Origin of the sequence: Streptomyces sp. NPDC051217 (assembly GCF_044455465.1) — a bacterium.
Classification (GTDB): Bacteria; Actinomycetota; Actinomycetes; order Streptomycetales; family Streptomycetaceae; genus Streptomyces.
In genome coordinates this window covers 1-23,578 of record NZ_JBITEV010000021.1, presented here as the reverse complement: position 1 = coordinate 23,578, position 23,578 = coordinate 1, and the positions used below count along the sequence as shown (strand labels likewise).

General features: G+C 70.0%; 25 protein-coding genes, 1 tRNA gene and 2 pseudogenes. 8 read left to right on the top strand and 20 right to left on the bottom strand.

Going from position 1 to position 23,578, the window contains the following annotated elements; all coding sequences use genetic code 11:
* Positions 1-527: 527 nt before the first annotated feature.
* Together ACIBBB_RS33025 and ACIBBB_RS33020 are read left to right on the top strand one after the other, a co-directional pair.
* Positions 528-941, top strand: a pseudogene (locus ACIBBB_RS33025) (ATP-binding protein); the annotation flags it as partial.
* Between the two features lie 121 nt (positions 942-1,062).
* Entirely contained in the window at positions 1,063-1,218 is a 156-nt protein-coding gene (locus tag ACIBBB_RS33020) for a DUF6233 domain-containing protein (protein WP_398988767.1), read from the top strand.
* 7 nt (positions 1,219-1,225) lie between these two features.
* Here ACIBBB_RS33020 and ACIBBB_RS33015 read toward each other — a convergent pair whose 3' ends face one another.
* Positions 1,226-1,642 carry a hypothetical protein gene (locus ACIBBB_RS33015; protein WP_398988581.1) on the bottom strand — a complete coding sequence of 139 codons (417 nt, stop codon included), beginning with the start codon at positions 1,640-1,642 and terminating at the stop codon, positions 1,226-1,228.
* 578 nt (positions 1,643-2,220) lie between these two features.
* Between ACIBBB_RS33015 and ACIBBB_RS33010 the strand changes: the two genes are divergently transcribed.
* Positions 2,221-2,442, top strand: a complete 222-nt coding sequence (locus ACIBBB_RS33010) for a DUF6480 family protein (protein WP_398988579.1) — start codon at positions 2,221-2,223, stop codon at positions 2,440-2,442.
* Positions 2,443-2,514: 72 nt separating this feature from the next.
* On the opposite strand, the pseudogene ACIBBB_RS33005 reads toward ACIBBB_RS33010, so the two are convergent.
* The 6 genes and pseudogenes from ACIBBB_RS33005 to ACIBBB_RS32980 all read right to left on the bottom strand — a co-directional run.
* Positions 2,515-2,672: pseudogene (locus tag ACIBBB_RS33005) on the bottom strand (type 1 glutamine amidotransferase domain-containing protein); the annotation flags it as partial.
* Between the two features lie 171 nt (positions 2,673-2,843).
* Positions 2,844-3,701, bottom strand: coding sequence for a glycoside hydrolase family protein (locus ACIBBB_RS33000; RefSeq protein WP_398988577.1), 858 nt, complete (start codon positions 3,699-3,701; stop codon positions 2,844-2,846).
* Positions 3,702-3,754: 53 nt separating this feature from the next.
* A complete protein-coding gene (locus ACIBBB_RS32995) occupies positions 3,755-4,459 on the bottom strand; it encodes a thaumatin family protein (protein WP_398988575.1) in 705 nt (234 codons plus the stop codon).
* A gap of 1,349 nt (positions 4,460-5,808) precedes the next feature.
* Positions 5,809-7,596 carry a selenocysteine-specific translation elongation factor gene (gene selB, locus ACIBBB_RS32990; RefSeq protein WP_398988573.1) on the bottom strand — a complete coding sequence of 596 codons (1,788 nt, stop codon included), beginning with the start codon at positions 7,594-7,596 and terminating at the stop codon, positions 5,809-5,811.
* A gap of 2 nt (positions 7,597-7,598) precedes the next feature.
* Positions 7,599-8,918, bottom strand: a complete 1,320-nt coding sequence (gene selA / locus ACIBBB_RS32985; RefSeq protein ID WP_398988571.1) for an L-seryl-tRNA(Sec) selenium transferase — start codon at positions 8,916-8,918, stop codon at positions 7,599-7,601.
* A 23-nt stretch (positions 8,919-8,941) separates the two neighbouring features.
* Positions 8,942-9,035: transfer RNA gene (locus tag ACIBBB_RS32980), tRNA-Sec, on the bottom strand.
* 126 nt (positions 9,036-9,161) lie between these two features.
* Between ACIBBB_RS32980 and selD the strand changes: the two genes are divergently transcribed.
* Positions 9,162-10,160 carry a selenide, water dikinase SelD gene (selD, locus tag ACIBBB_RS32975; RefSeq protein WP_398988755.1) on the top strand — a complete coding sequence of 333 codons (999 nt, stop codon included), beginning with the start codon at positions 9,162-9,164 and terminating at the stop codon, positions 10,158-10,160.
* A 55-nt stretch (positions 10,161-10,215) separates the two neighbouring features.
* On the opposite strand, the gene ACIBBB_RS32970 is transcribed toward selD, so the two are convergent.
* The 10 genes from ACIBBB_RS32970 to ACIBBB_RS32925 form a co-directional block, all read right to left on the bottom strand.
* Entirely contained in the window at positions 10,216-11,154 is a 939-nt protein-coding gene (locus ACIBBB_RS32970) for a penicillin-insensitive murein endopeptidase (protein ID WP_398988569.1), read from the bottom strand.
* A gap of 46 nt (positions 11,155-11,200) precedes the next feature.
* Positions 11,201-12,949: a glycoside hydrolase domain-containing protein gene (locus ACIBBB_RS32965; RefSeq protein ID WP_398988567.1), complete on the bottom strand. Its 1,749-nt coding sequence runs from the start codon at positions 12,947-12,949 to the stop codon at positions 11,201-11,203.
* Between the two features lie 185 nt (positions 12,950-13,134).
* Positions 13,135-13,869: a D-Ala-D-Ala carboxypeptidase family metallohydrolase gene (locus ACIBBB_RS32960; RefSeq protein WP_398988565.1), complete on the bottom strand. Its 735-nt coding sequence runs from the start codon at positions 13,867-13,869 to the stop codon at positions 13,135-13,137.
* A gap of 238 nt (positions 13,870-14,107) precedes the next feature.
* Entirely contained in the window at positions 14,108-14,581 is a 474-nt protein-coding gene (locus ACIBBB_RS32955) for a hypothetical protein (RefSeq protein ID WP_398988564.1), read from the bottom strand.
* Positions 14,582-14,683: 102 nt separating this feature from the next.
* Positions 14,684-14,872 (bottom strand): hypothetical protein, encoded by a 189-nt coding sequence (locus ACIBBB_RS32950; protein ID WP_398988562.1) that lies wholly within the window; start codon positions 14,870-14,872, stop codon positions 14,684-14,686.
* Positions 14,873-15,790 (bottom strand): peptidoglycan-binding protein, encoded by a 918-nt coding sequence (locus ACIBBB_RS32945; protein ID WP_398988560.1) that lies wholly within the window; start codon positions 15,788-15,790, stop codon positions 14,873-14,875. It abuts the gene before it with no gap.
* Positions 15,787-16,332 carry a hypothetical protein gene (locus tag ACIBBB_RS32940; protein WP_398988558.1) on the bottom strand — a complete coding sequence of 182 codons (546 nt, stop codon included), beginning with the start codon at positions 16,330-16,332 and terminating at the stop codon, positions 15,787-15,789. The genes ACIBBB_RS32945 and ACIBBB_RS32940 overlap by 4 nt, the downstream gene beginning before the upstream one ends.
* On the bottom strand, positions 16,308-16,916 hold the full coding sequence (locus ACIBBB_RS32935; RefSeq protein ID WP_398988557.1) for a MauE/DoxX family redox-associated membrane protein: 609 nt from the start codon (positions 16,914-16,916) through the stop codon (positions 16,308-16,310). The genes ACIBBB_RS32940 and ACIBBB_RS32935 overlap by 25 nt, the downstream gene beginning before the upstream one ends.
* Before the next feature lie 10 nt (positions 16,917-16,926).
* Complete coding sequence (locus tag ACIBBB_RS32930) at positions 16,927-17,628, bottom strand: hypothetical protein (protein WP_398988555.1); 702 nt, start codon at positions 17,626-17,628, stop codon at positions 16,927-16,929.
* Between the two features lie 556 nt (positions 17,629-18,184).
* Positions 18,185-18,481, bottom strand: a complete 297-nt coding sequence (locus ACIBBB_RS32925; protein ID WP_398988553.1) for a DUF4235 domain-containing protein — start codon at positions 18,479-18,481, stop codon at positions 18,185-18,187.
* Positions 18,482-18,523: 42 nt separating this feature from the next.
* Between ACIBBB_RS32925 and ACIBBB_RS32920 the strand changes: the two genes are divergently transcribed.
* The 4 genes from ACIBBB_RS32920 to ACIBBB_RS32905 all read left to right on the top strand — a co-directional run bounded on the left by ACIBBB_RS32920 (position 18,524) and on the right by ACIBBB_RS32905 (position 21,063).
* Positions 18,524-18,835 (top strand): hypothetical protein, encoded by a 312-nt coding sequence (locus tag ACIBBB_RS32920; RefSeq protein ID WP_398988551.1) that lies wholly within the window; start codon positions 18,524-18,526, stop codon positions 18,833-18,835.
* A 447-nt stretch (positions 18,836-19,282) separates the two neighbouring features.
* Positions 19,283-19,675 (top strand): VOC family protein, encoded by a 393-nt coding sequence (locus tag ACIBBB_RS32915; RefSeq protein ID WP_398988549.1) that lies wholly within the window; start codon positions 19,283-19,285, stop codon positions 19,673-19,675.
* Between the two features lie 216 nt (positions 19,676-19,891).
* Complete coding sequence (locus ACIBBB_RS32910; protein WP_398988547.1) at positions 19,892-20,764, top strand: alkaline phosphatase family protein; 873 nt, start codon at positions 19,892-19,894, stop codon at positions 20,762-20,764.
* A complete protein-coding gene (locus ACIBBB_RS32905; protein WP_398988545.1) occupies positions 20,761-21,063 on the top strand; it encodes a hypothetical protein in 303 nt (100 codons plus the stop codon). Before ACIBBB_RS32910 ends, ACIBBB_RS32905 begins: the two co-directional genes overlap by 4 nt.
* 386 nt (positions 21,064-21,449) lie before the next feature.
* Here the strand turns inward: ACIBBB_RS32905 and ACIBBB_RS32900 are convergent, their stop codons facing one another.
* From ACIBBB_RS32900 to ACIBBB_RS32890, 3 genes are all read right to left on the bottom strand, one after another.
* Positions 21,450-21,875 carry a hypothetical protein gene (locus ACIBBB_RS32900; protein WP_398988543.1) on the bottom strand — a complete coding sequence of 142 codons (426 nt, stop codon included), beginning with the start codon at positions 21,873-21,875 and terminating at the stop codon, positions 21,450-21,452.
* A 73-nt stretch (positions 21,876-21,948) separates the two neighbouring features.
* Positions 21,949-22,269, bottom strand: a complete 321-nt coding sequence (locus ACIBBB_RS32895; protein ID WP_398988541.1) for a hypothetical protein — start codon at positions 22,267-22,269, stop codon at positions 21,949-21,951.
* A gap of 146 nt (positions 22,270-22,415) precedes the next feature.
* Positions 22,416-22,718: a hypothetical protein gene (locus tag ACIBBB_RS32890; protein WP_398988539.1), complete on the bottom strand. Its 303-nt coding sequence runs from the start codon at positions 22,716-22,718 to the stop codon at positions 22,416-22,418.
* Positions 22,719-23,578: the final 860 nt, after the last annotated feature.

Sequence of the window (23,578 nt, the reverse complement as noted above, 5' to 3'; positions counted from 1 at the left end):
GGAAGCGTCACTCTTCGGCAGCCAGCCCCGTTGCCCGTCGTGCATCTGCTCTGGCTTGGAACCCCACTGCCGAACCTCCCGGCACGCGCGCCCGCAGCCGACGCCTTCACCGAGGAACCGCTGGTACTGCACTGCGACTTGCGTGTACTGCGGTACTGCTTTGTGGCGGCCCCTGAGCCTGCGGCCACCCGGTCCGGTCGCCAGTCCCGTCACCGTCCTGCAACCGCTCTGGCTTCGGAACTCCACCACCGCACCGACCTGCACCTACGCGTACTGCTACCGGCAGTTCATCCCTGCCGGGCCTGCTCGACCTCTTGGCTACAGACAAGACACTAACCCAGCAAGCCGCAGATGTCTATCTCCGCCATGACAGATTTTCTGCGAGGGGCGACAGCGAAGTCCTGTCGTCCACCGAGGCTGGAAACTGCACCGGAGCACGCCCTCCGGAGGTGTGAGAACCGCCCGAGCGGGCAAGTGGGCTGCCACGGCACAAGCGGCACAACCAATCACAGGTGGGGCGTACGCATATGAACAGCACAACGACCGCCACCACCCCAACTCCCCCCGCACCGACCGTGGTAAGGGGCGACAGCGCGGCCGGCATCCACCAGGCCCGCCAGGCCGCCCGCGCCTTCACCGACCGTCTCACCCCGGCACCCGGCCCGGACATGGCGGACACCCTCGTCCTGGTGGTCTCCGAGCTCGTCACCAACGCCCTGCGCCACGGCGGCGGCCACTACACCCTGGAACTGTCCGCCGACCCCGACACGGTGACCACCGCGGTCAGCGACCCGAACCCGGCACACCCCCGCGAGCGCACACCCGACGTCAACGGCGGCACCGGCGGCACCGGCGGCTTCGGCTGGCACATGATCCGCCACCTCACCAGCCACCTGACCATCACCCCCGGCCCCGGGCACGGCAAAACCATCCACGCCGACCTCCCCCGCCGACAGAAGCCGGAGCAAGGGCGCAGTCTCAACGGCTCGCCGCCACCGCCCCGGGTCCGGCTCCCCCGCGCACCTGCTTTTCCTTCGACCGCGCCTCCTTGCCGGTGTCCCGATGGGGGCCTTCCATGTGCCGGGCTGCTGGGCCGTCCAAGGCCGCACCGGCGGCACCCTCACCCCGGCACAGGCCCGCCACATGGTCCGAACCGACCCGGTCGCGCCGGCCTGCGACGTGTGCGCCGCGCACAAGGCGCGCACCAACGGCCAGTAGCCGCCCGTCACCTGCGGAGAGCAGGTGCGCGGTGGCCTCTCGCTGGGCGGGGGGCCACCGGGCCCTCGTGTGCGGTCAGTCGGTGGTGACGTTGTGGAGGAAGAGACGTTCGCCGTACCGGGTATGGAGCCAGAGCTGGCGGTTGGCCTGTGTCCCGCTCAGGCGGAGGCTGAGGCATGCGCGGGTCGTTCCATTCCGCGTCCGCGACAGGCACGTTGGTGAAACCGCCTTCGCCGTTGTCCGGGCCGCCCTGCTCCCCGAGAACGAAGCAGGCCTTGGCGCCCTGCTCGAAGTAGCCGTTGCCGCTGCCGGGGTCCAGACAGAACTCGCGGCCGGCGATGCCGAGGTAGATCCAGCTGTCGGTACCCGCGCCCTTCACGTTGGCGGTCTCGATCCGGGCGCGGATCTGCGTGATGTCACTCATGGGTTTCCCTCCTCAGGGGGCGGGGTCCCGCCCCGTGTACCGGGGAGGTGCCCGGGCCCGGCACGCCCTAGAGGACGGCCCCGGCCGGTTGACCCGTACGAGCGACACGCTGGGGCGCGCGGCAACGCGAGTGAGTGACCGGATCCCCAAACGTCACCCCGCTCCACACAACTGGTCGACCCACACGTAGGGCCACGCGGGGTCCGCGGTCCTCACCACACGATTTCTGTACGGCTGGTGGCCGCCTCGGAGGACCGTGACGTGCACTTCCGACGCGTCCACCAGGAGGACATGTGCCTGGTCCGGAACCGCAAGGTGTGCAAGATCGACGGTGAGGAAGTCACCTCGGACGAGGCGGTGCGCGCCAGGAGAGGGGATCTGCTCAGGGCGGATCTTGAGGAGATGTCAGCCAGCCATGAGCGTGACGCGCTTTACACATGTTCGCCACCCGTCCCGGCCACAAGGAGGCGTGGCGCCTGTTGCCCGCGCGCGACTGTGCCGCAGCGATCTGGCCGAGAGCTTCGCACTGTCCGATATCTAATGGATTATCCCGAACGCGAAACGGGCACCCACGGTCCATGACTCCCTCGAACCCCGATCCCGATCCCGACAACACCCCCGGCCTGGAGCCTGGCGGTGGCGTGCCGCCGGGTGAGACGCCGCCAGCGGAGGGAAGTACGTCCGAGGCCGGGCCGAAGAATGACCCGCCGAAGGGGTGGGCCGCCGGCCCGCTGATCGCGATCGGCGTGGTGGTCTTGATGATCGTCGTCGGGTTGGTGGGGTACGCCGTACTCGTGTAGGTCGGGTACCTGCCACGACACCACCCGCCGGCGAGGGCCGGGTCCTGGTCACCCTTGGACTGATTGCCGTTGCCGGTAACCGGCGAACGGCCGGCCGCCGTCCGCGTCGCCGGGCGGCGAGCAGAGCGGCGGGGCCATGGCACAACAGTGCCCAGCGGCCTGCCGGACCGCAGGGTACGGGTCAGGATCCGGCCGGAGTCCTTGTCCACCGCCAAGTCCTCCATCGGGCCGATAGCCATCCCGGAACCGCCGCCGTCGGCTACCCATGGTTGCGGGTCCTTGGGGGCCGTACCGCCGTGTGATGCGGCTTTTCTCATTCGCACGGTGGCCGGCAGGAAAGCCCTGGGCCTGCCCGGTGGCGTGGCGACCTTCACAGCGAATGCTGTGGAGGCCGCCGAGACTCATCGGCCCGCCTCGCGGTAGGCGGCTCCGGACGCGTTGGGGGTCGTGCCGTTGTAGAGGCCGGTCCGACTGGTCTCGGTGGAGAGGGTGAACCAGGAGTAGCGCTCTACGTACGACTGGCTCTCCAGCATCGCCGTCGACGAGCGGACGAAGTCGGTCTGCTCCTGCTCGCCGGGGTAGCGGGGTGTGCCGCCGGAGAAATCGATCAGGGCGTACTCGGTCAGCCAGATCGGCTTGTGGTAGCGGTCGTGGACAGCTTGGAGATATCCGCGCAGCTGCTCGGCCGCGGCTGAACTGAAGTCGCCGCCGTACCAGTGCACCGGGATGAAGTCGACGCGGTAGCCGCGCGCTGCGGCCCCGGACATGAACCGGTCCAGCCAGCCGCCCGGGGTGTCGCCGCCGTAGGCGACGGAGGGCGCGCCGAGCCGCAGGCCGGTCGATTGCAGGCGCGGCCACAGGTCCAGCGCCTGTTCGACCGTCATGTTGGCCTGTGCTGTCATGTCGGGCTCGTTGAATCCCAGGAGCTGGGTGCCCTGCTCCTGGGCCTGGGCCAATTCGGCGTCGGTGACCGAACTGGCTCCCCAGATCATCGGTACGAACTCGGTGCCCGTCGGCTTGGCGACGCTGCCCGGATTCGAGGACCAGCTGTAGTACCAGGACGCACCGAGGTCGGCGAGTGCCTGTGAGGCGCCCGCGACGGAGTTCACGCTCACGCCCTTGCGCGACGACGCGGCGACCTCGGCATTCGCCGCGGGGCCGAAGAAGGACGCGCACAGCAGAGCCAGCAGCGGCGCGAGGATCATCAGCGGCCGACGGAAGGGAGACGGGGCGGGAGAGAAGGAAGAGGATCCGCTCACGGAGCTTGCTCCAGCAGTGTGTAGGAACTCGGGATGCGGCCGGCCCCCGGGCGTCAGTGGAAGGTGACCGTGAAGCCACCGCATGCCCGGCACTGGCGCATCACCTGGTTGCCCGGAATCGTGTCTTGCTTCGACCACGCATAGGCTTTGGGGCAGCGGGCGTTGACGGCACTGCTGTAGTTGGTCTGCGCGTCACGGTTGGGATTGACGCAGAGCATCGGTGCGCCCGTGGCCGGGTCAGAAGTCAGGTTCTCGGGTGGGCAGTACGAGAGCAGGTCGTTTGAGCAGCCCATCTCTTCGCATTCGCCGCCGTCCGGCGGGGGCGCGACACCGGCCGGGGTGATGGTCACCGGCAGCGACACCGCGTTGACATAACTGACGTTGTACCAGGGCGCCAGCCCATCCGAGGGATCGAAATTGAACTCCGCCAGACTCGCCGGCTGTTCACCAGTGCCGCAGTGGTCGGCGTACGGCCCGCAGTCGGCGACCTTGCAGTGGAATGTGCTACCCGACTCGCCGCTACAGCCCTGGCGCGCGAAGAATTTGCCGCGCCAGTGACCGGGCGCGGAGGTCTCCGGAATGGTGATGGTGGCCGATTGACCGTTGTCGAGCACGGGCAGACCGCTGAGTAACGCCGATCCATCGGCGTTGACCGTACTGCCGATCCACACGCGCTGACCGGACTGGTTGACGAAGGTGACGGTGTGCTCGGCGGCGGCCGCCGCCTGCGCCCCGGGGCCGACGGCTCCGGCCAGCACACAGGCGAGGGCAAGGAAGAGAGCGGACAACGCGGAACGGACAACTGACGCCGGCCGAGCGCCTGACACCGCCCGAATACCAGGTGATGAACGGACACTCATGTGGATCGCCTCTCGTGGGGGGATAACGCTGAGAGCGATGATCTGCACATGCCATGCTGTGGGTCGTCAGCCTACGACACGGAGTAACGACGTGTCACCGGCCCGGCCCCCGGCACCCTGCGTCCACTGCACGCGGTGACGCGTCGGGGGACGAGCACGGCGAACAGCGAACGGCGGACGGGCGCGCGGGTCGGCCGTCGAGCGCGGTGAGCGCTTGCGTGTGCTGATCGTCGGTCACGGGCTCCAGCCAGGTGGTGCCGTCGCCGTATCCGACCGCGACGTCCACATCAACGGGCCTCCCGCGGAGGACGCGGGCGGCGCGCAGGCTCCGCCGGGATGGGCACCCGGACCCGGTGTGCGCGACAGGGCTGATGGTCTCGCCGGGTGAGGTCCGCGGACTGTCGCGTCGGTGGGTCGTCAGCCAAATAGAGGCCAGGAAACCGCATCGCAGCGACAGAGCCTGACGGACTGGGATTTGGCCAGGCCCTGAAAATCCCGCTCGGCATGTGCGGCACTGGCGGGAGCGGCCGGAGGAGAGGGCTCAGCCGGAGGGAGCCAGTCTCTTCGCCGTACCGCGGTGGGCCGTCTTCTGGTGACGCCACAGCTGAATCACGGTCAGGCCCAGCAGACGCGGTGAACACCGCCAGAAGAAGCCCCGCGATCTCCAACTGCCGACCGCTGGTCGCCCGGCCCGACCGCAGGACCAGGCCCGGTCGACCGCGAGGAAGCGCCGGCCGGAGCGCCGGTCCTCACCCTGGAACGGGCCCCCATACACAGCCGAGCACGCCGGCAACCGGCTGTGCTCGCTGTGCGGCGCGGCCCTCGAACTGGACCCCGTACTCAAGGGCTTCGACCGCAACGTTGGCGAGACCTGAGCAGCAGGTCAGCGGCGGGTGACGACGGACCCAGCGTCGTTGACGGCCGTGGTCCGGACGTCGCGGTCGAACCACTCGGCGATGTTCGGCTGCATCTCGCTGATGGTGCGCGTCCGGACAACGCCCGCATGTCTCAGCCGGAAGCCGCCGGCGGGGCACCGCGCCGGCCTGCGTCGGGACGCTGATCGCCAACGGCCACCCTGCACCGGCGGAGAACCCGGCCGGGCGGGCCGGAGGCGCAATCGTCGGCGTGCAGTGTCGAGGAAACCTGGCGAGCGAACCCGATAGTCCGCGGAAAGATCGCCCGCCTCCTGAAAGAACACGATCAACTGGTTCTGATCGATGATCCACAGGAATTGACGACAGCTCGGCTCAGGGTGGTGTGGTGACCGGCGCCGGCCGAATGCGGGGCGCACACCGGCGGCGCTTGTCGAGAAGCAGTTGGGTGATGCCCTGCCCGTCGCAGTGCTCCAGCAGGGGGACGGTGACGCGTCGGGTGGTGTCCAAGGCGCGGCTCGCCGTTCCCACGGTGAACGGCTGATCGAGTTCGCTCAGCCGGTCGGCCGCCAGCCGGGGGGCGTCCGGTAGCAGCACCACGTGCTCCGCGAGCCGCAGTACCGCTCCGTGGCGGACCGCCGCGGCGAGTTCGCGGCGGCCGAGGCCGAGTTCCGCGAGCCGCTGGGCGTGAGGAGCGGCGAAGGGCCGGCCGGCGAGCTCGGTGGTGAGACGGTGCACCGCGTCGGCCACAGCGGCGGGCAGTGCGGCAGGCCCGGCGCTCACGCGCCCGCGGATCATCCGCAAGGGCGGGGTGACCAGTGCCTCCACCAGGGAGACGGTCGGCAGCCCCAGACTGTGCCGGGCGGCCTCCAACGGTATGCCCTCCTCGGTGGGCCGCTGGGAGCAGTACGCGGTGACCAGTTCGGCCAGCCGGGCGCGCAGGGTGGTCCAGTGGGAGGGGTCAGCAAGCCAGTCGCCCGCGACCGGTGTGGTGTGGACAGCCACCCCCATCGCGGTCAGCTCCCCGCGCCTGACCAGCAGCCGGCGCCGTAGCTCGGCCGCCTCGCTCGGAATGCCGGAAGCGTCTCCCAGCTCTGCCGCCCGCCGTTTCGCGGAGCCGCGACGCCGCAGTTCCGGTGGCTGCGGGTCGAGCAGCGTCAAGCCGGCCAGTACACGCCGCAGACCGGGATCGCGCAGCACCGCGCGGTCACCGATGCGCAGCGGCAGTGGCTCCGGCAGGGTAAGCCGGACGAGATCGGCATCGAGGGGCCGTACCTGTACGGGCACGGCCGCCGAGCCAATGTGGGCGACGGCGGTGCGGGGCAGCGCCGCGGCCGGTGTCCCGCCATGTATGCGCGCGTCGCAGCGCAGACAGGGGAGGAAGCTGTCGGGTGTGAGCAGGGCGTCGCCGCGGCCCGTCGACTCCTTGTCGAGGTCCCTGAGGTTGACGGCGACCCGGGCGGTGGCCCGCACCAGGCCGGTCTCCTCGCCGAGGGCCTGCAAGCCCCTGACGCGCACGGGACGGCCGGAGCGGGCGGTCACCAGGACGTCGCCCCGGCGGATCCGCCCCGCATCGAGAGTGCCGGTGACCACCAGCCCGCTGCCGCGCACGGTGAAGGACCGGTCGATCCACAGTCGCACCGGGGAGTTGACGTCCCCGTCCGGCAGTCGCGCGGCCAGTCGGCCGAGGGCGGCGCGTAACTCCGCGAGGCCCGCGCCGGTGCGGGCGCTGACGGCCACGGCCTCGACGCCGCCGAGAGTGCTGGACCGGATCCGGTCCCGAGCCTGCGCCGTGGCGGGGCCGGGGTCGGCCAGATCGCAACGGGTGACGGCGAGCAGACCGTGCCGTACACCCAGGGCGTCCACGGCGGCGAGGTGCTCCGCGGACTGCGGCTTCCAGCCCTCGTCGGCGGCTACCACGAACAGCACAGCGGGCACGGGCCCCACGCCGGCCAGCATGGTGGGGACGAACCTCTCGTGTCCCGGGACGTCGACGAACGCCAGCCGTTCGCCCGATGGCAGATCCGTCCATGCGAAGCCCAGGTCGATGGTCAGACCACGGCGCCGCTCCTCCTCCAGCCGGTCGGGGTGGGTGCCGGTCAGCGCGTGGATCAGTGTGCTCTTGCCGTGGTCGACATGCCCGGCCGTCGCGATGACCCGCATGATCAGCGCCCCGCCGCGCGCAGCACCGCGGCAAGAATGTCGCTGTCGCACGCCTGCGGTACGCACCGCAGGTCCAGCAGCAGCCGGCCGCGCACCACCCGGCCGAGCACGGCCGGTTCACCGGTGCGCAGCGGTCCTGCCAGGCCTTCGGGGAGGCTGAGCGCACAGGACGGCAGGGCGGTTCCGGGGGCGCCGCCTCCTCCGACCACCGCCTCGCAGGGCACGACACGCGCGTCCAGACCTCGGCGCGCAACGCCTTCGGCCAGGCGCAGCGTGCGTGTACGCAGCTGTGGCAGCGGCATGTGCACGGCTGCGTGCACGGGTGGCTCGGGACCACGCAGTGTCGCTTCCAGCGCGGCCAGGGTGAACTTGTCCACGCGCAGGGCGCGGGCCAGCGGATGGCGGCGCATCCGCTCCACGACGGCGGCGCGGCCGAGGACCAGCCCCGCCTGCGGACCGCCGAGCAGCTTGTCTCCGCTGGCGGTGACCAGCGTGGCCCCGGCGCGCAGGGCCGTGGCCGCGTCCGGCTCGTCCGGCAGCACCGGGTCAGGCGCGAGGAGGCCGGAGCCGATGTCGACCACCACGGGCAGGCCCAGCGACGCCAGTTCCCGGGCGTCCACTCCTCGGGTGAAGCCGCTCACCGTGAAGTTCGACGGGTGGACCTTGAGGATGAAGCCCGTGTCCGGGCCGGCGGCGTCCCTGTAGTCGCCGAGACGGGTCCGGTTCGTGGTGCCGACCTCGCGTATCCGGGCGCCGCAGGAGGCCAGCATGTCGGGGATCCGGAAACCGTCGCCGATCTCCACGAACTCGCCCCGGCTGAGCAGGATGTCGCGGCCCGGGGCCAACGTCGCCGCCGCCAGGGCCAGGGCTGCGGCTCCGTTGTTGACCACGTGCACGGCCTCTGCGGCCGGCACCGCTTCCCGAAGGGCGGCCATGGCGCTGCGGCCTCGCGACGCCCGTCTGCCGGTGCTCAGGTCCAGCTCGACGTCCGTGTATCCGCCGGCCGCCGCCATCGCCTCCAGTGCGGACCGCGACAGCGGAGCCCGCCCCAGATTGGTGTGCAGCACCACGCCGGTGGCGTTGAGCACGGGGCTCAGCCCGGCCGCGAGTGCGGGGAGCGCGGCAAGAGCGGCGTGGACGGCGTCGCCCGGGCCGATATGTCCGTCGCGTACGGCCTGCTGGGCGGTGGCGACCGCAGCCTTGACGATGGGCCTGCCCAGCCGTGCGGACGCCTCGCTCAGTTGGGGATCGCCGAGCAGCGCTGTGGTGCTCGGCACCTGCCGCCGGGTGTCCGCCGGCGGCTGCCGTATCTCCTGCGCCACCCGTGCCACCCCGATCCGAGTCAGCGGAGGCGGACGGGAATCGAACCCGCCTGGCCCGGTTTCCGGACCACACCGATTTTGAAGATCGGGAGGGGCACCAGCCCGCCCAACGCCTCCGAGCAGGATTGTGGTCCCCGCACGCTGCTGGGGCAAGAGTGAAATGATGGTCGTGTGACGACTGTTGGCTCCGCCGCCGGACCCGCCCGACCCGCCCGACCCGCCGAACCCGCCGCGCCCGTACGGCTGACCCAGTACGCACACGGCGGCGGCTGCGCCTGCAAGATCCCTCCGGGGGAGCTGGAGGCGATGGTCGCGGGACTGTTGCCGCCCCGGAACCCCGGACAGGCCCTGGGCGGAGACGAGGACCGGCTGCTGGTCGGACTCGACGACGGTGACGACGCCGCGGTGGTGCGCACCGGTGACGGCACCGCCCTGGTGTCGACGGTCGACTTCTTCACTCCCGTCGTCGACGACGCCCGCGACTGGGGCCGGATTGCCGCGGCCAACGCCCTGTCCGACGTCTACGCGATGGGCGGCCGGCCCGTCGTCGGGCTCAACCTCCTGGGCTGGCCCCGTGACCTGCTGCCCGCGGAGCTGGCCCGCGAAGTCCTGGCGGGAGCGCTCGACATCGCCCGCGGCGCCGGCTGCTTCGTCGGCGGCGGCCACAGCATCGACAGCCCGGAACCGCTCTACGGAATGGCCGTCACCGGCCTGGTGGATCCGGACCGGCTGCTGCGCAACGACGCCGGCCGGCCAGGTGTGCCGCTGACCCTCACCAAACCGCTGGGCGTAGGGATACTCAACAATCGCCACAAGCAGACCGGTGAGGTCTTCGCGCACGCCGTCGCCGGCATGACGGCGCTCAACGACAAGGCAAGTGCCGCCGCCCTGGAGGCCGGCGCGGTATGCGCCACCGATGTGACCGGATTCGGGCTGCTCGGCCATCTGCACAAGCTGGCCCGGGCCAGCGGCGTCACGGCCGTGGTGGACGCCGCCGCCGTCCCCGTGCTCGACGGCGCCTGGGAGTCCCTGCGGGCCGGGTACGTCAGCGGCGGCACCCGGCGCAATCTCGAATGGGTGCGCCCACACCTGGACGCGGGACGGGCGAGCGAGGACCAACTGCACCTGCTTGCCGACGCACAGACCTCCGGCGGACTGCTGGTCGCCGGCGAGATACCCGGACATCCGGTCATCGGGGAACTGGTGCCCGCCGTGGCCGGCACCACGCTGGTGATCCGCTGAGCGCCGCGGCCGGCCGCGGGTCCGTGGGCGAAGCCCCGGTCCCGCGGCCGGTCCGCTACCGGTAGCGGATGTGCAGGTGGTTGTCGTGGTTCGGGTAGCTCGTGGTCAGCCCCTCCGAGATCAGCTGCGGATCGTTGAAGAAGATCAGCTGGACGTGTCCGGGGGCCTTCGCCCGGATCTCCTGCACGAGCCTGCGGGTGGCCGCGCGGTCATAGGTGCTCGACTGCCAGGTGATACGCCCCGCGGTGCACTGCGCCGAGTCGGTGCGGACCGGCCACACGTCGATGTCCATCCCTACTTCGTGACTGCCGTGGCCTGGTATGTCCCCGCCGTGCTCGAAGCCCGCGTCGCCGACCGGCAGTCTGCCGTTCCCGGTGGTGGCAAAGGTGGCGGCGGCGGCCTCCAGTTGACCGACGGCGCCGGCTGTCGCCCAGTGGGCGCCCGCGTTGCCGTCGGGGCTCTGTGCGCACATCGTGCCGGCGCCGAAGTCGATGTTCTCGTAGTGCCACAGCAGGTTCTGCCAGGTGGCCGGCCCGACGACGCCGTCCGCCCCGATTCCCGCGTGGGACTGGAAGGTGCGGACGGCGGAGGTGGTGGCGGGTCCGAAGGCCCCGTCGACCGAGAGGCCGGCGCCCCGCTTGGCATTGAGCAGCGACTGGACGGCCGTCACCGCCGGCCCGTTGTCGCCCTGTCGTACGGTGATGGCGAGCGCGCCCCAGGTGGCGGGCCCGACGATGCCGTCCGCGGCCAGACCCTTGGACTGCTGAAAGCCCACCACGGCGGTCCGCGTGCCCGAGCCGAAGACGCCGTCCACCGCCACCGAGCGGCCGTGCGCGGCGAGCAGATGTTGCAGCGCGACAACGTCGGAGCCTCGGTTGCCGTTGCTCGTCAGCGGGAACGCGGCCTGCGGGAATGCCTGAGCGGGGACGCCCAGTCCGAAGAGAAGGCCCGCCAACGCGGTGAACAGGGTGATGATGCGTGCGACGTGTCTCACGATTTCTGCCCCACTTTCCTACTCACTTTCCTACTCACTTGCCTGCTCACTTTCCCGACTGGAGGGCGCCCCAGGTGGCAGGGCCGACGATGCCGTCGGCGCCCAGACCGCGCGAGGACTGGTAGTCGCGTACGGCCTGGGCGGTGCCCGAGCCGAAGACGCCGTCGATGGACACCGTCCGGCCGAGCGCGGCGGTCAGTGCGCGCTGCAGCCGGGTGACGGCCTCTCCCGTCGAGCCGCTCTGGATGGTCGGGGCGGATCCGCGGGACAGCAGGGCCGTCCAGGTCTTCGCGCCGACCGCACCGTCCGCCGTGAGCCCCTTGCCGGTCTGGAAGTTCCGGGTGGCGGTGGTCGTGTCGGGCCCGAAGATCCCGTCCGGGGTGCCCGGGTCGAAGCCGGCGGCCTTGAGCAGGCACTGTGCCGCCTTGACCCGGTCTCCGCTCGAACCGTTCTGGACGGTGGTGTACGCGGTGAAGTCGAGGTTCGCCCCAGTGCAGGTGGGTGTGGGCGGGGTGCCGTTGCCCACATCCAGGTAGTCGCGGTCGATGTTGATCGAGTAGCCGCCGTAGGACTCGGTGACCTCGCCCGCGTACTGGTGGATCCGCTGGTGGTTGGACCAGTAGCTGGACGGCACGTACGAACCGGTGTTGGTGTCGGCGGCGCCGTTCCACCACGCGTAGAAGAGGTGGTCGACCCGCGTGTAGGCACTGTTGTTGTACTCGCTGGCGGCGTCCTTGATGCCGGAGGCGGCGCTGGAGTAGAAGCCCGAGAGATAGCCGCTGCTGTGCAGCCGCTCGGTCCAGCCGGACAGGTACGACAGCACGGCTGCCTTGCAGGAGGCCGTGGAGGCGTACGCCTCGATGTCGCTGTAGATGGCACTGCCCGCCGGGATACCGAGGTTCGACGCGGCGGTGATGGCCCCGGCCGCCGCGGTGACGCCCTGGGACTTGGCCGTGGCCGGATCGGTGGACATCTTCAGCGAGTAGTTGGTGCACGGTGCCTGGCGCCCGACATCGATGGGGAACAGACGCCATCCGTTGTTGGTCTGGCTGGTCACCCAGCTCGCCGTCAGATTCGGCTGGGCGCAGCCGCGGAAGGAGCCGCTGATGTAGACGCCGACCGCGCTGTACGGCGAGCTCGCCTGCCAGGCGTTCATGGCGGCTTGCGAGGGCGCGGTGCAGGCGTCGAAGCCCTTGCCCACGTAGCTGCCGGGTTGCGGCCCGGCCGCGGCCAGGGGGGTGGCATCGGACCGCTGTGCCGCGCGGGGCAGCTCGGTGCGCTCGGCGCCCTTGGTCAGCTCGGCCGAGGCGAGAACGCTGCGGACGACGCTCTCGGTCTCCGGCGTGTGGGCGGCGGTCACGAGGACGCCGGCGTCCTCGACCGCGATCTGGATGGTGTCGTTGGTGGACGCGGCGTTCGGGGCGGTGGCCTTGCCGCTCCGGGTCCGCGCCGTCGCCGCCGTCGCCTGGCCGGCGGAGCGGGCGGTAATGGGCTCCACTACGATGCCCGCCGCACGGCCGACGACTCCGGCGGGGCAGTCGTTCTGGTCGGCGGGCTCACCGAGGTAGACGGCGGGTCTGTCGAACCGGAGGCAGGCGCGCGGGTTCTCGGCCAGATCGACCACCTGCCATCCGGCGGGCACCTCGATACGGTAGCCGTGGTAGGTGACGCTCTGCAGGCTCTCGGGCGGGGAATCGGCCACGGCGGGGGCCGGGACCGCGAACGCACCGATACCGGCGAACACCGCCAGCAGGGCCGTTGCGGCGCGGGCGCGCCATGGGATACGGGACGACATCAGAGCACTCCTACTTGAATTCGGGGGCGAGTGAGGGAGAGGGGCGCGGCAGGTCTGCTCTGCTTCGGCCACGAGCGGTGCCCGCCCGTGGCCTGCCGCGCGTCCTACGGACAACGCAGGCCCACCTGTCCGGGCTTGAGGCCGACCCGGGGAAGGTGGACCGCTGTGCGGGTGGGACTTGCCGGTCACACGCCGCAGTTGGGCGCGGACCAGGAGCGGCTGGTGCGTCCGTCCACGTGGGTGTGGTCGTTGTGGTCGGGATAGCCAGGGCCGTAGATGCCGCCGAAGCCGTGATTGCGGGCTCGCTGGGCGAGCTGACAGAACGACGGGCTGCCGACCAGGTCGGCGGCGTCACCGTACAGGTGCCGGCTGTTCGAGGCGCCGCCGACCGCACTGTTGCAGGCCGTCGAGCGGAATCCGCTGCTCACGGTGATCGGCACGTCGCCCATGGCGCGCCGCATGGCTTCCAGCTTCCACATCGTGCGCAGGCCGTTGGACTTGGCCGTCGCGGCACTGACCGCACCGCCGGACCAGTCGGAGTTGCACTTGTTCAGCTCGGCGTAGGTGAAGTGGATGGGGGTGCAGTCCGGATCCTGCAGTGCGTAGATCTTGCTGAACGTCTGGGAACCCGCGACGCCGTCCGCTGCCAGCCCGTACGCCTGTTGGAACTTGGTGACGGCGGCCTTGGTCCGCGGGCCGAAGTTGCCGTCGACGGAGAGGATCTCGCCGTAGTCGACATGCCCGGCCACCCGGATCTGTAGCTGGGTCACATCGGCGCCCGACATGCCCTCGGACAGGGTGCGGCCCCAGGTGTAGCACTCGTCGGCCTGGGCCGGGGCGGCCGTGGCCAGCACACCGCCCACCGCAGCAGCCATGATCATGACAAATGCCAGTGCGAGTTGGATCGTACGCCGCAACATCCCGCCTCCGTTATGAGTCCATCCCGAGTCCCCGCTAGAGGGGTGAGGCGAGTTTGACCTCCACTTCCATTGCGTGTCCACACCGTCACCATCTGCCACAGGACCAGACCTCCGGCACAACTGGCCTACAGGCAAAGGTCGTTGCGTAACCTGGTGCGATGCGGGTCCAGCCTCGATGCGGATTCCGGTTCGGCGCAGTGGCGACCTCCGCGCCCTGTCACGACATCGGGCGACGACGCTACCGAAAGATCGCGCAGGCGACAGTGGCGATCAGCACGGAGCACAGAACGGTCATGCCGGTCAGCCGCCGCGCAAGCATGTCGTCCCAGCGCTTCCCGTTTCCGGACAGCCTGCGCAGGGCCGGGGTGAGCGCCCGGCCCACCCCGAAGCCGAGTCCGGCGGCCAGTGCGGGCGCGTAGGAGCCCCCGGACAGCAGAACCGCGACCGCCATCGCGTACGGCGTACTGGCCGAGACGTAGGTACGCACGCCCGTGCCGAGTTCGAAGCCGAACTGCAGGGCACCGCACGCCAGATGGCGGCGCAATACGTCCTGCGGTATCTGCCGGGCGTTCTGCGGCAGCCGTAGCGACAGCTTGCCCGCGTCGCGCAGCGCGGCGAGCAGCGCGACGGCCACGATCAGCCCTTGCCGCACGCCGGCCGGGAGCGGTGTGGAGAGACCGGACAGGAGCCACAGCACCCCGGCCGTCAGCACCCCGCCGGCCAGCAGGCCCGCCGTGAATACGCCGAGGACCAGTGCCTGTCTGTACGTTGCCCGCCAACCTGGCGAGGCCAGCGCGAACGCGCTGTTACGCGTTCAAACGGAGCCGGAGAGCGAGTAGCCGGCCAGACCGCCGGTGATCGCCCAGGTGAGCATGGGGGCGTAGAGGGCGGCGGCGATCGCCGCGATCCCGAGGGCCGCAACGGGCAGGACCGGATCGGTGAGCAGCATCCGTACGTCACGGGCGCCGCTCGGCCGGGACACGGGACGGCCGGACTCACCCATCTAGACTGTCCCGGTCAGCGTGAGCCAGGTGTTCGGGCCGACCACGCCGTCGGCGGTCAGGCCGTACAGGGACTGGAACGAGACGACGGCCTGCCGTGTGAGCGAACCGAAGTTGCCGTCGACCGTCAGTGCGGAACCGTGCTTGTTGAGCTGCCACTGCGCGCCGCGTACGGCACCGTTCACCTGTCCTTGGCGCACGGTGACGACCAGCACCGGCCAAGTGGCCGGGCTGACGCTGCCCGTGGGGCTGAGTCCGTTCGCCGACTGGAACTCCTCGACCTGCGCCTCGGTGTCCGCCCCGAAGATGCCGTCGGCATCCGCCGGATGACCGTGATAGGTGAGCAGGTGCTGAATGGTGTGGACGTCGGGCCCGGTGGCGCCCCTGCCGAGGGTCGGCCAGCCGACGGAGCCGGGACAGTCGCAGTCGGTGGTCCAACGGCAGATGGACTTCACCCAGCCGGAGCCGGTGTCGCGGTACCCGTCGTGGCAGCGCCGCTCGATACCGCAGCCGCAACTGCCGCAGGCCGCGCTGTAGCGCCACAGCCAGCCGTCGTAAGTGCCCGCGTAGCACTGGTTGGGCCGCAGCGTCCAGGTGACACCGTCCGACCGGTGGAAGCCGGTGTTCGTCCCCGATGTCTCGCACGCGTCGGCGTAGACGGTGCTGGGCCCGCAGCCCGGGGAGCAGTTGTGGTCCGCGGCGTAACTCGGGCACGCACCGGTCCAGATCTCGTAGCCGTCGGCGTACGCCTGCCGGGCCGCGGAGAACACCCCCAGCGCGGCGAAGCCCGCGGCGGTCGCCACCTGCAGCACTGTGCGCCTGGACGGCGCGAAGGATGGCAGGGCCCCGCGCCCGGTCCGGGACCGGCGGCCACCGCTCCCGGGGCGGCGCAGTGTGGGCACCTCGTCCAGTGAAGTCATGGCCGGCTCCTCGGCGTTGCGGGTGCGATGTCGTCGAGCAACCGCAGCAGCGCGGTGGGGGAACCGAGCGGCTCCGAACGCGTGATCCGGCCCTCCGGGTCGATGGCCACCGCATAGGGAGTGGCGGGGATGTCGTAGGCCGTGAACAGCTCCGGACGGTGATCCCTGACCGGGACGGGGCCTTCGTCGGCCTGGGGCCCGGCGCCCGCGTAGAGGCCGAGCACCGCCGGGGCGGTGGCGCCCTGACGGGCCGTCCAGACGCCGGCCTCGGCGAGCACCTCACCGCAGGTGCGGCAGTCGGCGTCAAGGAAGAGCAGCAGCCCGGCGCGGCCCTGCGTCAGGAGGCCGTCGAGTCCGGCCGCATCGAACCGGGCCGCGTCGAGGCCGGGCGCCGGTGCGCCGGGGGCGATGCCCACTCGCCCGGGGCGGTGCGGCTGCGTGCGTGACAGTTGGTGCACCTGCCTGATCAATCCCGAGACGACGAGCGCGAGCAGCGCGATCGCCGCCCACGAGGCGATCACAGCGCTGGTGGTGAAGTCCATCGCGAGGACACTCCTTCGGCAGTCGGGTGCACCGTGGCTCTGGTCGGCAGGTGAACTGATGCCGCGGTCGGCTCGTGCATGGCGGCAGGCAGGGACCACAGCAGCACCGTGCAGGCAGGAGCGGCGAGCATCAGCGTGATCAGTTCCGCCGCGGAGAGCCGTACGGGGCCGGCCCCCGCGATGACCGCGCCGGCCAGCGCGAGCCCGGCAAGGGCCGCGGCCCGCCGGGTCACCCAGCGGCTCAGGGGCACATCCTGCCGTGAACAGCCGCACGGCCCCCCGCGGCCGAGGGCGAGCACGTACCGCGTGTAGCCGGCATAGAGCCCGAAGAGGGCGGCCCCCACGGCAAGTACCGCTTGCAGCCCCCACTGGTGACCCGTCAGCAGCGCGGCCACGCCGACCGCCCCCAAGACGCCCTCCGCGAAGGGCAGGACGACGGCCGCGAACCGGCGGAGCCGCGGGCCCAGCACGCCGTGCGCCCGCAGCGCCTCTCCCAGGGCAGCCGGACGGGTGGCGTGAGAGCCCGCACCCATGAGCAGGCTCAGTAGGGCGACCGAGGCGGTCAGCCCACCGTAGAAGCCCATCACCCCCGCCTCACCCGGTGTGCCGCAGCGCGAGCCGCCCGACAAGCTCGGGCACCCGCTCCACGGCAGTCGACGCCAGCGGCACCAGCGTGGCCCAGATCTTGGCGGAGGAGAGCACGAAGAACGGGCTGCCGTCGGAGAGCGTGTCGCGGAAAAGCTCACCGGACGCGACCGCCACTCCCTTCCAGGGCGGAAGCTGGGCGGTGTGCTCCTTCGTCCGCCGGGACAGCTCCAACAGCCCGAGGCCGGGCACCTCCTTGATCACCGTCGCGGGCCGCGCGAAGGCGCTTCCGGCCGACGGATCCGGCTGGAGTGTGAGCCCGTACTCGCTCTCCGCGATGCGCACCGACCGCAGCAGCCCGAGCACCTCGGCCACGCTCAGGCCGTACAGCCGAGTCACGAGTGCGTGGCGCTCGCCGAGCCACACGACGAGCGAAGGCCGCTCCACGAGCCCTGAGCGCGGCTCGCGCTCGATCGACTGGAAGATACGCAGCGTGCCCTTCTGGAAGGTGAACTCGGAGTCGGGTGCCCCGATGCCCAGGGAAGCGGCGACATCGTCCCCCAAGGAGGCCGGCCCGGCGGTGAACTCGACCAGTCGGCCACCGACCACCATTTCGACGGCCGAAGTGCACGGTGACTGGAGGTCGAGGTCGCCCTCGAGGTGATACGTCCCGCCATCGAGGGCGCGATGAGCGACGAACGATGCGACCATGTGCATCCTCCTGGGAGGGCGGGGGCCTTGTGACACCGCAGCCGCAGAGGAATCTAGGCAGTAGTCATGACCCTGTCAATCCATTAGTATCGCGCAGGGCACTGGAGACCGCCTGCCGGCTTCGCCTGCGCGGAGCGGCGGCCCAACTCGGGGTCGACACCACCACGGTCGCGACCCCGTACGCATTCGGCCAGGAGGTCACCCGGCTGCTGGAGGGGCCCCCGGCCCCGCCGCCACCCACGCCCCCGCACTCGACACCTCCGGCCGACCGAGCGCCGTGGCCAATTCGGGCGTTCTGTCACAACATCGGAAAGACCGCCGCTCTCCTGGGAACCCAGACCCCCGACAAGGGACCGTCGCAACCCGATGTTCTCTGTACGGGCGCCGTTTCGGCGGGACCGCCGACTACCCCGCTGCGTCCTACTGCGGATTGGCAGAAACCGCTGTGCGGTGTCAGAGCGGGTGGTAGATCTGCCGTGCAGTTCACAAGAAGAGCCGACGCCTGAACGCGCCGGTGCCGCGCACCCGGCGGGGGCGAGCGGGACGGCGGACGCCGTCAGTCGCGGCCACCCTTGTCCGGGGTCGGCCAGGTGCCGGTGGCCCGTTCGACGGCCTTGGCGCCCGACCGGTCCACGGCACTGCGTACCACGGCGAAGATGGCGCCCTGCACGGCCGCGGCGAACAGCACCTCGCCCCACCCTCGGTCGCGGTCCAGGGCGTCGGGTGCATCGTCCTCGTGCCGGATCACCTTCCACGTCTTCTGGAAGGCGAACCCGGCCAGAGTTCCGCCCACCCACCCGAGGGCGAATCCGACGGGCTTGTAGGCGAGTGGCAGCTTCTGCTTCTTCTTCACCGGTGTCTCCCTCTCTGGTACGGACCCCTTACCTGCGGGCTCGTGGGGCACCTCACGGGTGCCCTCCGATCGCAACCTCACACCGGGGGCCGCGATCCCGCCACCGCTGCCAGCCGCCACCGCCCGTGGCGGGCCTGCACCGACCCGGGCGACTTCCTAGTCCCCGACGCGTCGGACGAGATCCTCGCTGTGGCCCTCAGCGCCGTGCGCGAGGACGAACGGAACGGCTACGTGCGGCGCCTGGAAGCGTTCGCCGAACAGCACCGCGAGAACCTGGAGAAAAGGAAAGACATCAGGTCTTCTCCGATCGCCAATCGACAGGCGATACCCGAGCGGAATGATTCACTGGAATGAAATTAGGGACATGAATCATCAAGAGGATCCGAAAAGCGAGGTCGGCGGAGGCAGATCACACGCAGGCGTCGAGCGCATCGCGCAGTCGGATGGCTCGGACCCGAAGCATCTGAGAAGCCCCCAAGGGAGCTGCGGAGAGGTTTTGGCGATGACGTCGCACACCTCAATCACCATGACCCGAGAAAGCCACGCAGCGTCAGCCTTCACAGGAACGCAGCCATATATCCCCTGCCATCGCCGACAAGCCCTGCCGATGCGACCCAGAAGGATCCGGCCCGTCCGACCGCAGCAAACCCTGAGGTGTCATAACAGACCCCCAGGGGATTTGTGCTGTCAACTTCGAGTGCCGGAGGGCCGGCGAGGGCAACGGCGTCACGTTGGAACGGCGTTCGCCCGTCTTCGCAGGCCTTTTTTGGAATCAATCATCTCCAGACAGGGTGTGACCGCATGGTGCATGTACTGAGCAGCAGGACCCTGCTCCGGCCCACCGACCCCGAGCGCTCACGGATCTTCTACGGCGAGAAGCTTCGCCTGTCGGTTTACCGTGAGTTCGGCACCGGACCCGAGCGCGGCACCGTCTATTTCCTCGGCGGGGGCTTCCTCGAGGTCTCGGGCCGCTCCGACACCCCGCCCTCCCCCGGCCTTCAGCTGTGGCTGCAGGTCGAGGACGCGCAGGCGGCGTACGAGCAGCTCGTACCGCAGGGCGTCGAGATGCTTCGGCCGCCCAGAAAGGAGCCCTGGGGGCTGATCGAGATGTGGACCGCCGATCCGGACGGCGTAATGATCTGCATCGTCGAAGTGCCCCAGGACCACCCGATGCGCCACCGGCCCGGCATCTGAACACCGACACAGCCGCCAGGGCGCCAGGGCGCAAACACTGTGCCCGTCATGCCCTGGCTGCCGGTGGATCCGCACAGGTCGCCGGACGGCGGGCCTCATGGCAAGCTGCACGGGAACGTCACCTGGAAGGATCTTCCGCCCGACTGTCGACGCCCCCGACCTCGCGGTGTTCCCCCCACGGAGGCACATGTGTCCGGTCGCTCATCTCAATGGTCCGTGTCCCGCAGTGTCCGTGCGCCCATCGTCTCCCTCGCAGGTGTCGCCGCCATCGGCGCAGGCCTCCTGGCGGGCGTGGGTGACGCACCCACGACGCAGGCCGCAGGCGCCGTCCCGACCCCCGACCACACCATCGTGGTGGTCATGGAGAACCACTCTTACAGCCAGATCATCGGCAGCTCCAGTGCTCCGTACATCAATTCGCTGAAGTCGGGCGGCGCCGTCCTCACGGAGTCGTACGCCATCACCCACCCCAGCCAGCCCAACTACTTCGCGCTGTTCTCCGGCTCCACGCAGGGCATCACGAATGACAGCTGCTACAAGCCCGGCTTCTCCAGCGCGCCGAACCTCGCCACGGAACTCACAGCGGCGGGCAAGACGTGGGCGAGCTACAACGAGACACTGCCCAGCCGGGGGTCCACCACCTGCAGCAGCGGCAAGTACGCCCGCAAGCACAACCCGTGGTTCGGCTTCAAGAACGTTCCCAGGTCCTCCGCCTACACCTTCAAGCAGTTCCCCACGGACTACAACAAACTGCCGACAGTGTCCTTCGTGACGCCCAACCTCTGCAACGACATGCACGACTGTTCGGTGCGTACGGGGGACACCTGGCTGAAGAAGAACCTCGGCGCGTACGCGACATGGGCGAAGACACACAACAGCCTGCTTGTCGTCACCTTCGACGAGGACAACCTGCACTCCGGCAACAGGATCCCGACCGTGCTGTACGGACAGCCGGTGACGGCCGGCTCGTCGTCGGCGACGAAGTACACCCACTACAACCTGCTGCGCACCATCGAGGACATGTACGGCACCGCGCACGCCGGTCAGGCTGCCAATGCCACGGATATCACGGGTATCTGGGCTTCTTGACGTGCAGCCGGCAGGCAGCCCGCAGCACACCCGCGGTCCCCGCCGCCCAGGCCAGTCCCGGGCGGCGGCCCGTCATCGCACCACTGGGGGCTCCGGGCGCGTGGGCCGGGGCGCTGCTTGCGGTGGCGGGCGCCCACGAGGACCAGGAGCAGCGGGAGCTCCGCCATCGGCATGCGCTGGACATGAGGGGCACCGTCGTCACCGTGGCCGCCGCGCTCACAGGCGGCTACCTGCTGGGTCGTCCGCGCCCATGGCGGCGTCTGGGTAACTGGGCGGCCGACCCGGTCCGCTTCACCTGAACCTTGGCCCGGGGCGGCAGCGGCCTTACGCGCCCGAACTGGGTCCGGGTCAACGGCTCCCGAGGTCTGCCGTACGTACGCGGGATCCCGCGTACGTGGGATCACCCTCGCTGGCAGCGGCGCCCCGAGCACTGCATACCGGCCCCGGAGGAACGTGCCGACCGGTCAGTGCCGCGCCTGTACGACCTGCCTGGCCACCGGTCCGAGGCGGCCGAGGCCGGTTACTGATCGCGAGTCAGAAACCGGCTTCCTGCGAGACCACGACGGCGCCCCTTGCCCCCTTCTCCCAGGGGTGGGGCGCCGCCGGGCGGGCAGGATCATCAGCGTCGAAGCGTCTCGCCACATGAGGGAAGCTTCGGCAACATACCCAGCGGCTGACGTATCGGTCAGGACCTGTCGATCAGAGATATATCCCGCTGAAATTCATCGAAAGCGGTCCCCTGCTCAAGCAATGTCGCCTGCACGTGCGCTGTTCCAGAAGCCCATCGTTCATCGGACAAGAAGTAGGTCTGGAGGAACTGCGTGTTTATTTCGGTACAGCTGAACAGGCGCTGGTCGAACCCCTCGGCGCCGGTGCTCTCCTGAGATACCTGCATCAATATCTCCATGTCGGTCTGTGCGCGGCACAAGATGGAGATATCAAATCCGACCTGCTTCACTCCGTCGCGAACCTCGATATGTCCCGTGCCGAGGAGAACGTCGACGACGAAGGCGGGAGGCTCGTCGGAGTCGAGGGCCGCCGAAGGCGTGGCCGCCGTAAGCGAAATTGCCGCGACGATGCCGGTGATCGCCGCGGCAGCTGTACGCATCATGGAATTGTTCCCCCTCCGAGCGGATGGAGCGCGCCCGTTTCAAGTAAGCCAGAACCCTGCTTATGACTACTTTTCAGCAGATTATCAAAGCGCATCGCACCGTACCACCACGCGTCCGCCCTCGTCCGGACAGGCCGTCCAACACGCCTTCAGCAGCGGCCAGTTGGTTGCTCCCGGCCTCGGCGATCTCCCCGAAGGCGCGGCCCGCAGCCGCGAGGATCTTCTTCTGGCAGGCGCCCACCGCGTACCAGACGCCACCAGCATTGGTCTCCCCCTTGGAGGCCACGTCGGCTGACGCGCCCGCGGCCTCCTCCAGCGACACCTCAGGGCCCGTGAAGGCCTTGCCCTTCATGGCCTGCCACGCGTCGCATTCCGCGTGGCCCTTCGCGGTCATGCAGGGCAGACCAGGCGCACAACACCGCGCCGGCCCGCGGCTCCTGCTCAGCCATCAGCCCACTGCTGCTGCTGATGCGCCACACCGGCTTCCCATCGCCGATGCCGTCCTTGGCAGCGCCTGCCGCAGCACCGCCGGCCTCGCCTTCATCGGCCAGGTCTGCCGCAGCCTCCGGGCCTGGCTGTCCGTGGTCTCCATCGTGCGCGGGTGCCGTTGAGGAACAGGCTGAGCATGCTGAACCACCCGATCGTCGTGACGTACTCGCGCGTCCCGACATCGCCGAAGGTATCCAGGAGGGACCGCAGCGTGGGGTCCGTGAGCGTTCCGGTCCTGAGGAGTTCGTCGGTGGCATTGGCGAGCAGGGCGTGCTCCTTGCTGATGCCCTCGGCCGTGCCGACCGCCACGAGGGAATTGATCCCGGCTTCGGTGAGTCCGGCGTTCGTGGCCATCCGCTCGCCCGCCTGCTATCGAACGGGCAGTTCAGAACCGAGGCGGCGCGCGGGATGGTCACCTCGCGGTGCTTCGCGTCGACGCCGGAGGTACCGAAGACCGCCTTCACCATGCCGGTGAGCACCGGGCACATGTCCCGGGCGCCGGGGAACGTCTTCAGCACATGCAGGGTGACACAAGGGCCGTAGCCCTCGCCGATGACCTTCGCGATGTCCGCTTCCCCGGGAAGCGGGACTTTGACCGCCGACGTGCGAGGAGTGGGCCTGGCTGTGTCTTCTCCTTCTGGAGCACAGGCAATCGGCTTTGCCCCCCGGCGGCGGCTCCTGTCCCTTTCCGCGATCAGCGTGCGCGACTTGTCCTTGTTGCGCGATCCGTGACCGCGGGCATTGCTTTCCAGGGCGTGTGCGGCGCCCAGCGGCCGCGGGCTCGGGCCGAAGGAACTCCCAGGAGCCAACAGATCCAAGACGGTGAAGAGGGGGGTGACGGGGGCGGAGATCGTCTGACCACGGCAAGGCCGACGGAGCGATACGGCTTAGCCGTCTCCAATGTGCGGTACCAGGCTGCGCCATTCGCGGGAAAGCCACGGCAACGGCGCTGCGGCTCAGTACAGCTGAGCCGGGCAGTGCGATGGATCGCGCGGGACGGTACCGGCTCACCGGCGGACGCAGCGCCCCACCTCCCGCAATTAAGAAGATCAGCCTTTTGTTGCATTTTGCGGCAAAGCGGGCGGCGAAAGCCAGAAGCGGAGGTCATTCGCTGCCTAATACTCCAGCCGTAGATCGTGATCTCGATGGTGAGGGCGCCGAGGCGACAGGTGGCCGGCGTCGATCATCTCGCCCGAGATCGCCCACGCTGTCGC